12 protein-coding genes are annotated in these 15869 nt (G+C 49.0%); 8 read left to right on the top strand and 4 right to left on the bottom strand.

Annotated features, from left to right (window positions below; translation table 11 throughout):
* Window positions 1-59 precede the first annotated feature (59 nt).
* The 7 genes from mutY (at window position 60) to ACR9Y8_RS16535 (ending at window position 6152) form a co-directional block, all read left to right on the top strand.
* Window positions 60-1124 (top strand): A/G-specific adenine glycosylase, encoded by a 1065-nt coding sequence (gene mutY / locus ACR9Y8_RS16505; protein WP_481214344.1) that lies wholly within the window; start codon window positions 60-62, stop codon window positions 1122-1124.
* A gap of 98 nt (window positions 1125-1222) precedes the next feature.
* Complete coding sequence (locus ACR9Y8_RS16510) at window positions 1223-1675, top strand: single-stranded DNA-binding protein (RefSeq protein WP_481214345.1); 453 nt, start codon at window positions 1223-1225, stop codon at window positions 1673-1675.
* 158 nt (window positions 1676-1833) lie between these two features.
* Window positions 1834-3189 (top strand): gliding motility-associated protein GldE, encoded by a 1356-nt coding sequence (gene gldE, locus ACR9Y8_RS16515; RefSeq protein ID WP_481214346.1) that lies wholly within the window; start codon window positions 1834-1836, stop codon window positions 3187-3189.
* A gap of 30 nt (window positions 3190-3219) precedes the next feature.
* Window positions 3220-3804 (top strand): gliding motility lipoprotein GldD, encoded by a 585-nt coding sequence (gene gldD / locus ACR9Y8_RS16520; protein ID WP_481214347.1) that lies wholly within the window; start codon window positions 3220-3222, stop codon window positions 3802-3804.
* 96 nt (window positions 3805-3900) lie between these two features.
* Window positions 3901-4470 carry a DUF3109 family protein gene (locus ACR9Y8_RS16525; protein ID WP_481214348.1) on the top strand — a complete coding sequence of 190 codons (570 nt, stop codon included), beginning with the start codon at window positions 3901-3903 and terminating at the stop codon, window positions 4468-4470.
* A gap of 94 nt (window positions 4471-4564) precedes the next feature.
* The gene (locus ACR9Y8_RS16530; RefSeq protein ID WP_481214349.1) at window positions 4565-5944 is read left to right on the top strand and encodes a LutB/LldF family L-lactate oxidation iron-sulfur protein; all 1380 of its coding nucleotides are present in this window, start codon (window positions 4565-4567) and stop codon (window positions 5942-5944) included.
* A 10-nt stretch (window positions 5945-5954) separates the two neighbouring features.
* Window positions 5955-6152, top strand: a complete 198-nt coding sequence (locus ACR9Y8_RS16535) for a YqaE/Pmp3 family membrane protein (RefSeq protein ID WP_481214350.1) — start codon at window positions 5955-5957, stop codon at window positions 6150-6152.
* A 6-nt stretch (window positions 6153-6158) separates the two neighbouring features.
* Here the strand turns inward: ACR9Y8_RS16535 and ACR9Y8_RS16540 are convergent, their stop codons facing one another.
* The 4 genes from ACR9Y8_RS16540 to ACR9Y8_RS16555 all read right to left on the bottom strand — a co-directional run bounded on the left by ACR9Y8_RS16540 (window position 6159) and on the right by ACR9Y8_RS16555 (window position 12219).
* Window positions 6159-7829 carry a GDSL-type esterase/lipase family protein gene (locus ACR9Y8_RS16540; protein WP_481214351.1) on the bottom strand — a complete coding sequence of 557 codons (1671 nt, stop codon included), beginning with the start codon at window positions 7827-7829 and terminating at the stop codon, window positions 6159-6161.
* Entirely contained in the window at window positions 7822-8400 is a 579-nt protein-coding gene (locus ACR9Y8_RS16545; protein ID WP_481214352.1) for an RNA polymerase sigma factor, read from the bottom strand. The genes ACR9Y8_RS16540 and ACR9Y8_RS16545 overlap by 8 nt, the downstream gene beginning before the upstream one ends.
* A gap of 210 nt (window positions 8401-8610) precedes the next feature.
* Window positions 8611-10125, bottom strand: a complete 1515-nt coding sequence (gene purH / locus ACR9Y8_RS16550) for a bifunctional phosphoribosylaminoimidazolecarboxamide formyltransferase/IMP cyclohydrolase (protein ID WP_481214353.1) — start codon at window positions 10123-10125, stop codon at window positions 8611-8613.
* 12 nt (window positions 10126-10137) lie between these two features.
* On the bottom strand, window positions 10138-12219 hold the full coding sequence (locus ACR9Y8_RS16555; protein ID WP_481214354.1) for a ComEC/Rec2 family competence protein: 2082 nt from the start codon (window positions 12217-12219) through the stop codon (window positions 10138-10140).
* A gap of 415 nt (window positions 12220-12634) precedes the next feature.
* Here ACR9Y8_RS16555 and ACR9Y8_RS16560 point away from each other — a divergent pair, with 415 nt between their 5' ends.
* Window positions 12635-15856, top strand: a complete 3222-nt coding sequence (locus ACR9Y8_RS16560; protein ID WP_481214355.1) for a S41 family peptidase — start codon at window positions 12635-12637, stop codon at window positions 15854-15856.
* Window positions 15857-15869: the final 13 nt, after the last annotated feature.

Raw genomic sequence — 15869 nt, forward strand, 5'->3', positions numbered from 1 at the left:
TTATATTATTATCTCCCCCGGTTTTCTCATCAGGCCCCTGCCCCATATATTTGCAGCACATGAAAACGTTTTTTACAGCGCAGCTGCTGGACTGGAACCATCAACACAATAGCCGTACCATGCCCTGGAAAGGGATCAAAGACCCCTACCGTATCTGGCTGTCAGAGATCATTCTGCAGCAAACCCGGGTAGAACAGGGCCTTCCCTATTACGAACGCTTCATTACCACCTACCCTACCATACAAGACCTCGCTGCCGCACCCGATGAGGCTGTATTCCGCCTCTGGCAGGGATTGGGCTATTATGCCCGCTGCAAAAACATGCTGGCGGCCGCCCGGCAGGTAGTACAAACCTATAGCGGCCGCTTCCCGGATACGTACGAACAGATCCAATCATTGAAAGGCATCGGCCCCTATACGGCCGCAGCTATCGCATCTTTCGCCTTTAACAGCCACCATGCGGTATTAGACGGTAACGTGTTCCGCGTGCTCTCCCGCTATTTCGGTATTGACACACCGGTAGACAGTACCGGCGGTAAAAAAGAATTTGCCACATTGGCACAGGAATTATTGCCTGAGGGGCAGTCGGCCGTTTATAATCAAAGCATTATGGATTTTGGAGCAGGCGTATGCAAACCGCAACAACCACTTTGCCATCAATGCCCGCTCGCTAAAAAATGTGTGGCACACCGGCAGCAGATTGTTGCCCTGCTTCCCGTAAAGTCCAAAAAACTCGTCATCCGCAAGCGATATTTCTATTATATAGTATTGGATTACAAAGGCCAGGTGTTCATCCGTAAACGTACGGGCAACGACATATGGCAAAACCTGCATGAGTTCATCCTGCTGGAAGCACCTGCACCCATGACCGCACAGGAACTACAGACCTCCCCCGGTTTTAAAGAATTGCTGCAAAACGTGTCTTACACCGTTCAGGGCATATCCCCCGCTTTTAAACAACAGCTTACCCATCAAACCATACATAGCCAATTCCTGCTGTTATCGGCCTCAAAGAAGCCTGCTATGGCAGATTATATGGCGGTGCCCAGCAGGCAGCTGGACAACTATGCCTTCCCAAAAACAATTACCGATTTCCTTGAAAATAAGTCCCTGGGATTGTTTTAGCGCGATAAATAATTTCTACGCCGATTGTAAAAAAATATTAACTTTAAAGAGGTTGTTTATAAGAAGAACATTTCATCAATAGATTAAATCCTACAACTATGAGAGGTGTTAATAAAGTAATCCTGATTGGCAACTTAGGTAGGGATCCGGATGTACAATTTTTGGAAGGCAATATTGCAGTAGCTAAATTCTCATTGGCGACTACAGAAACATTCAAGGATAGGGCAGGCAAGCTCATTTCCCAAACAGAATGGCATACAGTAGTGCTGTGGCGGGGCCTGGCAGAACTGGCCCAAAAATACCTGCACAAAGGCAGCCTTGTATATATAGAAGGGCGCCTGCGTACCCGTAGCTGGGAAGACAAAGAAGGCAATAAGAAATTTGCCACGGAAGTAGTGGGTGATAACCTGGTAATGCTTGATAAGCGTATGGACCTGAACAATGCAGAACACGCTATCCACCATAGCAATACAGGTAGCTCCACCGGCGAAAATTTCCCCAACGAAATACCTCCTTCCATGAGTGAGCCGGCAGACGACCTGCCTTTTTAAACTGATACAGGCGCAGCTCCATTATCCATGAAAAATTAATAGTATTTTTACTGATAGTCCCAAATTGGGACATTCCCTTATATTTGCATAAGGGAAAGCGATTCGACGATCAAAAGCCAGAATTACTTTCCCCTTATTTTTGATTAAAAGTAAACAACTTGGATATCCATTCGGCAAGCATTTTATCCGGTAAACCATTCCTTCTTCAAGCCGCTGCGCCAATCGCCACGCCAAACGTGGTTATATACCTGCTGGTAATATTTATACTGTTATTATTGGCATTTATAGTATCAGGTGCAGAGGTAGCTTTCTTTACCCTTAATTATAAGGACCTTAACGTGCTCAAAACACGTCAGAATACCAGCGGCAAACTGATTACCAAGCTGCTGGAAAAACCCAAGTCATTACTTGCCTCCCTGCAAATAGCCGGTATCCTCCTGGGCGTGGCCTTTATTATGGTCACCAACTACCTTATTACCCAGATGGAAGACCTGCAGACCCTGCCGGTACTTTCCCTCGTGGTAAGGATCGCCCTTATCAGCTTTATCCTCCTTTTCTTCGGACAGGTACTGCCCAGGGTATGGGCCGCCCAGAATAATATACGCTTTGCCACCTACTTTGCCTGGTTCGTCAGCATCATACATGCTACCCTTGAACCGGTAAGCGATTTCTTTGTAAATCTCAGCAACAGCATAGAAGACCGCCTCTTTCACCGCCAGAGCGGCCATGTGAACTACCAGGAAATTGATCAGGCCATCGAAATGAGCGTAGATCCTACCGCCTCCCAGGAAGAAAAGAACATCCTGAAAGGCATCCTGAAGTTTGGCAACATCACCGTAAAACAGATCATGCGCACCCGCCTCGACGTGTCGGGCCTTGAATACGACAACACCTTTGAACAGGTAGCCAAACAGGTGGCAGACCTCCACTATTCCCGCCTGCCCGTATACAAAGGCAACCTGGATAATATTGTAGGCGTGATCCATACCAAAGACCTGCTGCCCCACCTGGGCAAAGGCAACGCCTTTGACTGGCACGAAGTTATGCGCCAGCCCTTCTTCGTGCACGGCCATAAACTGATCGAAGACCTCCTCACCGAATTCCAGACCCGCCGTATGCACTTCGCCGTGGTGGTAGACGAGTTTGGCGGCACCAGCGGTATCGTTACCCTGGAAGATATTATGGAAGAAGTGATAGGCGATATAAAAGATGAATTTGACGAGGAAGAGTTCAACTATAGCAAAGTTGACAACTTTACCTATGTTTTTGAAGGCAAAACCATGCTGAATGATGTTTGCCGCATCCTCAACGTCCCGCCGGATACTTTCGAGCAGGTAAAAGGCGAAAGCGACTCCATCGGCGGACTTATCCTGGAACTCGCCGGAAAATTTCCGGAAGAGAACAGCGTTATTAACTACGGGAACTTTGACTTCACCGTATTGGAAGTAAGCAAGATGCGCATTCAAAAGGTACAGGTCATTATCCGCCAGGATGAAGGCATCGCCGCCAGCTAAACCTGTTATCTGATTATCTAAAACCGTAAAATGAGGTACTTTCTTTTTCTCTGCATCATATTGGGCGCCGCCGCCTGCGAACAGGCATATACGCCCAAACCCAGGGGGTATTTCAACATCAGCTTCCCTAAAAGAGAATACCGCGTTTTCGATAAGCCCGGCTACCCCTACACATTCGAATACCCGGTATATGCCAACATTACCCAGGATAGCAGCTTCTTTGGCGAAACGCCGGAGAACCCTTACTGGATCAATGTGGAATTTCCTTCGCTGAACGGTAAGATCTACATGAGCTACAAGGAGATCGGTAAGCATAGCAATACCCTGGAGAAGCTCGTGAACGACGCTTTTAAAATGACCTACAAACACACCTACAAAGCTGATTATATAGACGAGAAAGAGATCCATACCCCCAATGGCGTAAGCGGCCTGTTCTACGAAGTAGGCGGTAACGCCGCCAGCGCCAAACAATTCTTTGCCACAGATTCTACCAGCCATTTCCTGCGGGGAGCCCTCTATTTCGATGCTACCCCTAACGCAGACTCCCTGGCGCCGGTGCATAAATTCCTCCAGGAAGATATGCTGCACCTGGTGGAGACCTTAAGATGGAAATAAGCAAAAGCTATCAACGGTGAGCTTTCAGCCATTAGCGATATTTTGTACCTTTGTCCCCAAGCTAACAGCCAAAGGCTAAAAGCTAACTAGCCAGCAATGATTATAATAGACGACAAATACATCAGTGACGAAGTAATTGAGGAGCAATTCGTCTGCAATCTGAGTGCCTGCAAAGGCGCCTGTTGTGTGGCCGGCGACTGCGGCGCCCCGCTTGAAAAACAGGAAGTAAAGACCCTGAAAAAGATCTTCCCAAAAATCAAATCTTACCTGCGCGAAGAAGGCCTGCAGGAGATCGCCACCACCGGTACACATACCATTGATGACGAATACGGCTATGTAACCCCTATCGTCAACAAAGGCATCTGTGCATACGCCGTTATAGACGAACGTGGCGTAGTAGGCTGCGGTATTGAAAAAGCATACAATGATGGCGTGATCGATTTTAAAAAACCGGTCTCCTGTCATCTCTACCCCATCCGCATTAAAAAGTATGAAAGCTTTGAAGCTGTCAATTATGACCGCTGGGATATATGTGCGCCGGCCTGCCGTAATGGTAAAAAGCTGCAGGTGCCTGTATACCGCTTCTTAAAAGATGCGTTGATCCGCAAATACGGTGAGGAATTCTATTCCGTGCTGGATAAGATCGCGAAGAAAGCGAAGCCGTAAAAGCTGGCCGGGTTTTTGACACCTGTCGGCAGTTTTAGCCTATCCGTGAAAGTTGCCTATCTTTTTATTTTGGATCTTGGAATTTTATTTAGATATGCACCAAACAGCATCCACTTTCCTGGAAAAGAGCGAGCAAAAAGCTTCCGATCTGGGTCACCGCCGCACTATCAATTTCAACATTGGTAAATACAATACTGCAGTAAAGGCAGGCAAGCAACAGTTCACCGATCTGCTGATGGCACGCGAGCGCGCCAAGAACATTAAATGGAGAGCCCTGGAGCACCTGGATAAATACCTCGAAGAATTTGAAATGCACTTTACCCAACGCGGAGGGAAAGTGATATGGGCGGAAAACACGCAGCAGGTACAGCAAGAGATCCTCGCCATCTGCCAGGCCAAACAATGCAGGAGCATCGTTAAAAGCAAGTCCATGGCCACGGAAGAAGTACACCTCAACAGCTTCCTGGCGCAGCAGGGCATAGAATGCGTGGAAACAGACCTGGGCGAATATATTCAACAGCTGGACGGAGAACCACCTTACCATATTGTTACGCCGGCTATGCATAAAAGCAAGGAAGACGTAGCGCAGCTCTTCACAGAAAAATTAGGCACCCCTCCCAACCTCACCCCCGAACAACTCACGCAGGTAGCACGCGAGAACCTGCGCCAGAAATACCTGCAGGCAGAAATAGGCATTACCGGCGCTAATTTCATTATCGCCGATACCGGTTCTGTAGCCGTGAGTGAAAATGAAGGCAATGCCCGCCTGAGCACCGCTTTCCCGAAAACGCACATCGTGCTGGTAGGCATCGAGAAAGTACTGCCCTCCATCAATGACCTGGCCCTGTTCTGGCCTCTGCTGGCTACCTATGGTACCGGGCAGCAGGTAACCGTATACAACTCCATCTTCAGCGGCCCCCGCCAGGACGGCGAGGTAGACGGGCCGGAAGAAATGTACGTGATCCTCATGGACAATGGCCGTACCAACATACTGGAAGATACCGAGGCCCGGGAGGCCCTTTACTGCATCCGCTGCGGTTCCTGCCTGAACGCCTGCCCGGTGTACAAGAACATTGGCGGCCACAGCTACGGCACCACCTACAGCGGCCCGATAGGTTCCGTTATTACCCCTTACCTGAGAGACATGAATTCGTACGGCCATCTGAGTTATGCCTCTTCTCTTTGCGGCAATTGCACAGAAGTTTGTCCCGTACGCATCAACCTGCATGAGCTGCTGTTACATAACCGTCACAAAGCAGTGGAAGAAAACTATACTTCCGGCGGAGAAAAGATGGCCTGGTTTGCCTGGAAACAGGCTTCGCTGAGCCGTAGAATGATGAATATGGTGGGCGGCAAAATGAAGAATATCTTTATGAAACGGTTCTTTGCCAAAGCATGGGGGGATGACCGCGAGCTGCCGGTGTTTGCACCAAAATCGTTCAACCAGTTGTGGAAAGAAAGAAAAAACAGCTAATACTTTTTTTATGACCCTTATCGCTATACTGTTACCCTGGCTTTCTTTTCTGTTAAGGGGGAAGATTCTCTCCGGCATTCTCTGCCTGATATTACAGATCACCCTGATTGGCTGGCTGCCCGCTGCTATCTGGGCGGTGGTCTCTCTTAACAACGCCCGGGAAGACCGAAGAAACAGGGCTTTGATCAAAGCCATCCGGGAGAAATAATAATTCCTATTCGATCTTCGCTTTTACGCGTTCAAACATGATGCGGTGGCCCAGCCCGTTCAGGTGCACGCCGTCCCCACTGTCGTACTGAGGTATAATATTACCATCCGGCGTGCTTAGTCCATCCCAGCAATCAATGTAGTTATTCCGGTAGCTGCGGATAATAATATCCCGCATCTGCTGCAGTTTTTTTCGGTTAGCCGCCGTGGTATTACGCGGTTGTGTGGTGGTGATATAAAAGCGGATGCCCTGCTGGCGGATGAGATCCGTCACGGCCTCCAGGTTGGTCCTGAACTCCCCTACTGAAAACCCCTCCGTAACATCATTAGATGGCATGTTAATGATGATGAGATCAGGCTTCAGAGAGAGCGCCTTGTCGATATTATGTTCCGGATCAGGACTTGGTTTGTAGAAAGGCACATCCCCGTCTTCCGGTAGTATCTTGTAGCTGGTAAAACCTCCTACGGCGAGGTTGGTTACCGTCACCGCCGGGTTTTTTAATTGCAGGTAGTTCCGGAGCAGGTTCACCCAGGCGCTGTCAGGCGTTTTAGGCCCGGTGCCTGCGGCTGTTGAAGAGCCCAGCACTACTATGTTCTGTGTATGCTGCTGATATGCTTTGCGGCTACGTTTAGAGCGCACGCCCATACCTACCACCACCACATCATTTAACGTTGCCTTAGAAGGCTCCATTGCTACCGTAACATTATTCTGCTGCCGGTTAAATCGTAACTGCTGGCTGTTATAGCCGATATAAGCCAGTTTCAGCGAGGGCGATTCATTAGTGTCCAGCGGGATGGTAAAAGTCCCTTTACTGTCCGTTATAAACCCTTTATTACCTGCCATTACATTTACACCCGGTAAAGGCTCGCCGCTTTCCCTGTCTACCACTTTCCCGTTAAAAAAGCGTTTGGAAGAAGACGATACGGCCACTCCCGCAAGCTTCCCTTGCAGCGCCTGCTGTATAGTAGAAATGCCGCGGATCCTTATCGCTGGTGGCTGATCGGGTGTAGCTGTGTTAGCTGCTATCTCATTGTCTGTTGCCGCAAGGCCCGCATTGATGGTGTCCGTTTTTCTCAAAGACGCTATTTCTTCCGTTGCGGCTGATAGTGCAGAATCACGCGGTTCAGCTGTCGTCATGGCTACTTCCGGTATCTCCTCCTTCTTTATGTCGCCGGCAGGAGGGGATGGCGGTGCCGCTACGGGAGCAGGCGTTTTTTTGCGGGCCCATGATCCGGCAGGTGTGGCCTTACCAGGAGGAACAAGCGCCTGCTTAGTGGTATCCGTCGGCTTATAAGAGCGCGGCGCAGGCTGGGTCTCTTCCGTTTTAGCGATATTTTTTTGACGCTCAGCGGATTGTTGCCTGTCGATCCATAAAAAGCTCAGGCCGAGGATCACCAGGATGGCAGCAGCGGATGCCCAGCGGTAGTACAGCAGGCGCAGCCTTCCTTTCTCGGCCCGCCCTACCCTTTCTCCCAGTTTTTGCTGCAGCTCTGCCAGGTTTGCAGACTGATCCGGCTCGTGGCCCGCATATCCTTCCAGGGCTTCCGCCAGGAAGGGATCGTCCAGGGCCTGCCGTTCCAGGGCGTGCATAGCTTTGTCATCCAGCTCGCCGGCCAGGTATTGGCGTATAAGCGCTTCGCTTACCGCCGGTTTATTATTTGAATGCTTGTCAGGCATGTTTTTGCTCCATACATATTTTCAGGTTACGCTTGCCGTTCTGTATATAGCTTTTCACTTTCTTCATATCGTATCCTGTCATTTCCGCTACTTCCCGGTAACTTTTTTCCTGCAGGTAGAACAGCTGAACACTTTGCTGCTGCTCAGCCGGCAGGGTTTCCAGGCATTGCTCCATAGCCTGCAGGCGCCCTTCCAGGCTAAACCCGTTTTCATGATGTAATAATTCCTCGCTTTCCATAATGGGCCTGTCCTCTATGGATATCACCCTTCCTTCCTTCGGTTTCATGGCCCGCAGCTTCATGAGGCAATGATTACGGGTCAGCACGTGCAGCCAGCTCTTGAAGTTCTGCACCTCGTGCTGCTGCAGCTTGGGGACCAGCTCTTCAAAGATCTGCATCACGGCATCTTTACTGGCGCTTTCATCAAAATACCGCAGGCACACCCCATACACCAGGTTCATATAGCGCTGATAGAGCGCAGCCAGGAACTCCAACTTGCCGGTAGACTTATACTCCCGGATCAGGTCAGCGTCTGTTGCGTCTTGCATGGTATTGTGGTGCAGGAATGCCATATCTTCTAAGGCAATACTATAAAATTTTTTCCTAATCAGTGAAGGGGAAAGAACAGAGCGATGATATTATTTTACCAAAAAGTGCGGGGGAGTAAGGATAGAGCAAGGATAGAGCAAGGATACTGCAAGGATACCCCAGGGAGAAGGCAGGTAATATAGTACTATAATGAAGCTACCGTGTACCATAATCGGTACACGGTAGTCAAAAACTTAGTGTTTAAAGTGACGCATGCCTGTCATCACCATCACCATATCATTCTGTTTACAGAACTCGATGGAGTCATTGTCCCTCACGGAACCACCTGGCTGGATCACCGAAGTGATCCCTGCCGTATGGGCGATGCGTACACAGTCATCAAAGGGGAAGAAGGCGTCAGAGGCCATGGCGGCGCCTTTCAGGTCAAAATTGAACTGCCGGGCCTTTTCAATGGCATGGCGCAGTGCGTCTACACGGGAGGTCTGGCCGCAACCCTTACCGATCAGCTGCTTGTTCTTTACCAGTGCAATAGCGTTTGATTTCAGGTGCTTGCACACCAGGTTGGCAAACTCCAGGTCGTCCTTTTCGGGCTTGGAAGCAGGCCTGGCGCCTGCCTCGTTCCAGTCTTTATAGTTGCCGGTATCATTGTCCTGCACCAGTACGCCGTTCAATACATTCTTGAACATATAAGGCTGTCCGGCAGGTTTACGCTGTTCCAGCAGTATGCGGTTCTTTTTGGTAGTGAGAATAGCCAGCGCGTCGGCATCAAAACCGGGAGCGATGAGTATTTCGAAGAAGATCTCGTTAATGGATTCCGCAGTGGTTTTGTCTACCACTACATTACAGGCCAGCACGCCGCCAAACGCGCTCTCCTTATCGCCTGCGAGGGCAGCTTCCCAGGCCTCTTTAAGGCTGGAACGGCTGGCAATGCCGCACACGTTGGTATGCTTAATAACGGCAAAAGTAGTTTCCTTAAACTCTGCTACCAGCTGAACGGCGGCATCCACATCCACCAGGTTGTTGTAAGACAGCTCCTTGCCATGGAGCTTATTGAAAAGCTCCTGCAGGTTACCGTAGAACACCCCGCGCTGATGCGGGTTCTCTCCGTAACGCATTACCTGGCCTTCAGGCACAGATACCTGGAAATGCTGGGCGGGCTCATTGTTCAGGAAATATTGGGAAATGGCCACATCATAGTGTGCGCATACTTCAAATGCCTTTGCGGCAAATTTACGGCGTTCTTCAAGGGAGGTATTACCCTTGTTTTCCACCAGTACCTGCTCCAGGTCGGCATACTGCTCTTTGCTGGCAACGATCACTACATCCTTGTAGTTCTTACCGGCCGCACGGATCAGTGATACGCCGCCGATATCTATCTTCTCGATGATCGTTTGTTCATCTGTAGTGCTTTTTACGGTTTCCTCAAAGGGATAAAGATCTACTATCACCAGGTCTATTTCCGGTATTCCGTATTCCTGCAATTGTGCAAGATCCTGCGGGTTGCCACGACGCGCCAGTATACCACCAAACACTTTGGGATGTAAGGTTTTTACCCTTCCGCCCAATATGGAAGGATAGGCTGTCAGGTCTTCAACCGCTACGCATTTCACACCCTGCTCCTCAATGAATTTCTGCGTACCACCGGTCGAATAAATAGTTACACCCTGTTCGCCCAGTTTCTTCACAATGTTCTCCAGGTTATCTTTATAGAAAACGGAGATCAATGCTGATTTAATTTGCTTTTGCATGAATGGAAAACATTAGAAATTAATAAGATAGGCTCCCTGATCCGGAACCGAAAAGCAGCGCAAAGTTAGGGCGCTGCATTCACTTTTCCACTGTTGTATCTGCCATAATGGGTTGGAAGCGTCAAAAATGATCATCTTAAAAACAAACATATCTTTTAATTGCATGATACTCAACTTTGGATGATGAGAGAGCAACAGATAATCCGTATGGAATTTTTTTAGCGGGATGAGAGGTCGCCAGCTACTGTCTACTACCACTAACCTTTTATTACCGGCGGAGATGAATTGTCTCCCAAGCCCTCCAGGGGTTTCGAACCCTTGGAGGCCTCTGCCACCCTTCAGATGATACTGCTGCCTCGAAGGCTGAAGATATCTATCCGCCAAGGACTTATTATAAAGCAAGCCTGTATCCCCTGCAAATTGCAATCGCCGTTCCCTTATAATATCTACTGCCGTATAGCCAGGTACGTTATACACGATCATCATTCTCCTTTCCTGGGCCAGTACAATATCAGCAGCGTACACTCCACTCCAGCAAAGGCCAATTACCAATGTCACCATCATCCCCTCCTTCCATTTACCCAGCCACAAGGCCAGCAAAGCCGCCATCATCATATAGGCGAATACAGTAGCATATAGCGGCATATAAATATGATCGGTCACCGCATAAGGCAGGCTTTCAATAAATGCCGCCAGCTTATTCATCCAGCTGATCATGTATTGTAGCACTATACCGGTATAATGCGCTGCAATGGGAAAAAGCGACAAGAGCAGCAATAAAATAAGGCCGTATAAAATGATGGTGGAAAGCGCCACGATCACCAGGTTAGCCGGCAGGAAAAGATTAGGGAACTGATGAAAGTAATACAGGCATACCGGCAGCGTAAGCGCTTGTGCCGCCAGGGTTACGGCGGCCGCCTGCCATAGCTTATCCAGCCACCACCAGGGGATAGCCCATAACTCATACAAAGGCCGGTAGCATAGCAGGATGCCCAGCACCGCCAGGTATGATAGCTGGAACCCTGCATCCAGCAAGAGCCAGGGATCATAGCACAATAAAAGGAACGCAGATGCCGCCAGGGTGTTATAGCTATTGGTATACCGGCGAAGCAACAACTCTCCCGCAGCGATAACCGTAAACATGACCGCCGCCCGCAAAATAGAAGCGGCCGCGCCAGCCAGCAATGTAAATCCCCATAACAGCGCACAGATAAGCAGCATTTTGACCAGCCCTGCATACCGGTGTGCCGGCCACCATCGCAGTAACCATAACAGGCTGGTATAGATCAGCGCCAGGTGCATGCCCGATATGGCGATAATATGTACCACGCCCGCATTGGTATAAGCCTGGACCATATCTTTATCAAGATCATAACGATAACCGATGAGTAAAGCAGCCGCCAGCCCGGCCTCCGGGCCCTTGCCCAGGTACCTTTGCAGGGTACGGACGCACCAGTTTCTTGCCGGGAGCAGGCAGCGGGCGTTAAGGCCGCCGGCCTGCAATGATGATCTTTTCCAGTAGCCTGTACTGACAAATGCCTGGTGAAAGATCTGCCTGGCAGCGCAATACTGCCGGTAATCAAAAGCACCGGGATTGCCACTGTTAGCAACAGGCCGCAGTTCTGCGCAGATCAATACCATATCGCCACATATTAATTTGACCGCTGCAGTATCCCGCTGAAAGTACAAGAGCAGTTTACCGTTTGCGCGCACCAGCTTTCCATTACGGATAAGCGCATACACCTCCGCCACGGTTTTCAGGCTGCGCGCTTTCTCCTGCAAAGGCTCCTGCAGGTTAACTAATAAGGAGTCCTTACCGTATAAGATCTTTCCAAAATGATTAGGCTGGCGTCTTGCATCTTTCAGCCCTGCTAGCAAGGCGCCGCTGCAGCAAATAAGCAGGTACATGCACGCGCTGCGCAGGCTTCTCAGTACGTACTGCCTGCCTACAGGCAAACGCCGGATCACCATCATACCTGCAAGCGATAGGAACGCTATCCCCGCCATCCAATGCCAGCTAAAGGAAAGCCATAATTGCAAGCCGGTACCAATGCTGAATAGGATGAATAAACGTAAAAAAGGTGTGGTGCTCAATGGATGATGATTTGGATTAACAATGTTTTTGAAAGGCGTGAATGTAAGTAAACAAGCTTCCAAAATATGTTTATCAGGTGTTAATAGGAGCCTGAAAAATTACCGCCGGCGGGTCCGGAAAAACACCAAAAAATGATCGATTCCGTTAAAATCCTGTTAACATATAAGGGAAATACTTATTTTATTTATATTGATTATCAATAATATTTGATTTAAAAAAAATTCAATCTGTTATTGATTAGTTAACATCTTTTTAAATTATAATATTTATAGTAAACTGCATTACCGGTCACGCTATTTTATTCGTAAATAGTCGTGTCTTTAATGGTTATTTTGAGGGAAAAGAAAGAGCCTGATTTTTATCAGGCTCTGATTTTTTTATACACTATATTAGGCCCTCAATCTTCAAAAGCCTATGTATTTACGGTACTGTGCCCTGCTGTTGACAGGGCTCGTCGTTTCCCTAACTTCAGCTGCACAACAGGAAACCCTGTTATTAAGATCGCCATCTGTAAGCCAGGATAAAATTGCTTTTACCTATGCCGGTGACGTGTGGGTAGCAGGCAAAGACGGCGCTGATCCACGCCGCATCACGGTTAACCCTGATGTAGAAGCGGAGCCAATGTTGTCTCCCGATGGGAAGTGGATTGCCTTCAGCGGCAATTACGATGGTAACAATGATGTTTATGTTGTATCTGTGAATGGTGGCATTCCCCGTCGTATTACCTTCCATCCTTACGGTGATATTGTAAGAGGATGGCATGGCAACGATAAGATAGTGTTCTCATCTGCCCGAGAGTCCTATTCTCCACGCTACTACAAATTATTTGAAGCAGACATCAACGGCGGATTACCGCAGGCCCTGAAAATGCCCGAAGCCCACCAGGGCAATATCTCTGCGGATGGTAAATACACGGCTTATATCAAGAATCCTGACCCTACTGAAAGAGCAGGTTTATACAGGCCCTTTAAACACTACCGCGGCGGCAATATGCCAAAGATCTGGATCTTCAACAACCAGACACTGGAAACGGTGGAAGTACCTGCAGCAGGTTCCAACAATACACGTCCGGTATGGATGGGCAACGCCGTTTACTTCCTGAGCGACCGTAACGGCACTACCAATGTTTTTCGCTACCAGCTCTCTGATAAGCAGGTTACACAGATCACCAACCATAAAGACTTTGACGTAAAAACACTGGCGTCTGATGGCAATAGTCTTGTATACGAACAGGCAGGTAAAATCCATCTGTTGGAAAATGGCCGCTCAAAAGATCTGGAGATAGCCCTCCAGGCTGATCTTCCTTACAAACGGCCCCACCTGGCAGGCGATGTCAGCGTACGTAACATGCAAATCTCGCCTACCGGTGTTCGCGCTGTAATAGAAGCCAGGGGCGAGATCCTTACCGTTCCTGCTGAAAAAGGCGATATCCGCAACCTCACCAATACAACGGGTGTGCACGAACGGGATCCATCCTGGTCGCCCGATGGTAAATGGATCGCTTACTTTTCTGATGAAAGTGGCGAGTATACTTTAAAGCTGCGCGATCAGAAAGGAGAGAAACCGGCCATTACCATTTCACTGGGCGAGCCCAATTTCTATTATGATCCGATCTGGTCACCTGATAGTAAGAAAATCATCTATCATGATAAACACCTTCGTTTATACTATATAGATATCGAGGCTAAAAAGCCTGTGCTGATAGATGAAGACACCTATGATCGCCCTGATCAATCCTTCGCCGCCAGCTGGAGCCAGGACTCCCGCTGGATCACCTACCACAAAAGGCTGCCTAACGTTCTGCGTGCTGTATTCATTTATGATGTAGCTGCAGGCAAACCCTACCAGGTCACTGATGGCCGTAGCGAAGCCAGTCAGCCAACTTTTAGCCGCGACGGCAAATACCTCTTCTTTACCGCCAGCACCAACTACGCGCTCAACACCGGCTGGCTGGACATGACCAATTACGAACGCGATGTGCAGAGCAGCATTTACGCCGTAGTACTGGCCAATGAAGCGCCTTCTTTACTGGCGCCGGAAAGTGATGAGGAGACGATAAAAAGCGGAGACGCTCCCGCCAAACCTGCTGCTGCAGACACTTCTAAAGCAGCAAAAGACAAATCAAAGAACATCCGTATTGATCTCCAGCAGATAGATCAGCGCATCGTTGCTTTACCACTCTCCGCCAAAGCATATACACACCTCAACGCGAGTGTAGATGGCAAGCTGTTTTACATAGAAAGCGGCAATCTTTACGCTTATGATATTGCCAAACGTAAAAGCGATGTGGTCATCAATACCATCAACAACTACGTGATCAGCAGCGACGGCAAAAAGCTATTGTACGCCAGCGGCAGTGGCCTGGGCATTGTGGGCACCAGCGGCAAATCCACCAACAACGATGGTAAGCTCAATATTTCCGGCATCCGCATCATGGTAGATCCGGTAGCGGAATGGAAACAGATGTTTAATGAACTGTGGCGCATTGAAAGAGATTTCTTCTATGTAGCCAACATGCATGGGGCCGACTGGAAAGCGGTCAAAAACAAATACGAAAAGTTCCTGCCCTATGTAAGTCACCGCGAAGACCTCAATTATCTTTTGAATGAGATGATGAGCGAGCTGGTAATAGGTCACAACTACATAGGCCTCGGCGATGCGCCTTCGCCTGTAAGTGTGAACGTGGGACTGTTGGGCGCAGACTACAGCATTCAGAACGGTCATTACCGTTTCCGTAAAATATACTCCGGCCTTAACTGGAACCCGCAATTCCAGGCGCCGCTAACCCAGCCCGGCATACAGGTAAAGGAAGGCGATTACCTGTTGGCCATAGACGGCAAGCCGCTGGAAGAAAAAGATAATATTTACAGCCTCTTACAAAACACAGCGGGTAAACAGGTACGCATCCTGGTGAACAGCCAGCCCAATACCACCGGCGCTAAAGAATTTACAGTAGTGCCTGTCAATTCAGAAATTAACCTGCGCAATATGGATTGGGTAGAGGGCAATCGCCGCAGGGTAGATCAGCTTAGTAATGGTCAGCTGGCTTATGTATATATGCCCAATACCGGTAGCGATGGTTACACCTTCTTTAACCGCTATTACTTCTCACAGCTGGATAAAAAAGGCGTAGTGCTGGACGAGCGTTTTAACGGCGGCGGCTCTGCAGCCGATTATGTGATAGACCTCATGAACCGCGAGTTGCTCAACTACTGGGCTACCCGCGACGGCAGGCCGCAAACCACGCCGGGTAACGCCATCTTTGGTCCCAAGATCATGGTCACTAACGGTTATGCAGGCTCCGGCGGCGATCTGATGCCTTTCCTCTTCCGTGAAAAGAAAATGGGCCAGCTGGTTGGCACCACTACCATGGGTATACTGGTAGGCATCTATAGCTATCCCGTACTGATGGATGGCGGCTATGCCACCGCTCCCCGCCTGGGTATCTTTAGCAAAGACGGCAAATGGATCATCGAAAATGAAGGCATAGCGCCTGATGTAGAAGTAGAAATGACACCAGCTGATGTGATTGCAGGTAGAGACCCGCAGCTTGACAAAGCAGTAGAGCTGCTGATGAAAGAAGTGAAGAAAACGACCGATGTAGCAATACCTAAAGCGCCCGTAAGAGCGAAATAAAATAAAAAAGAAA

Source organism: Chitinophaga sp. SVR4-12A (genome assembly GCF_056754765.1).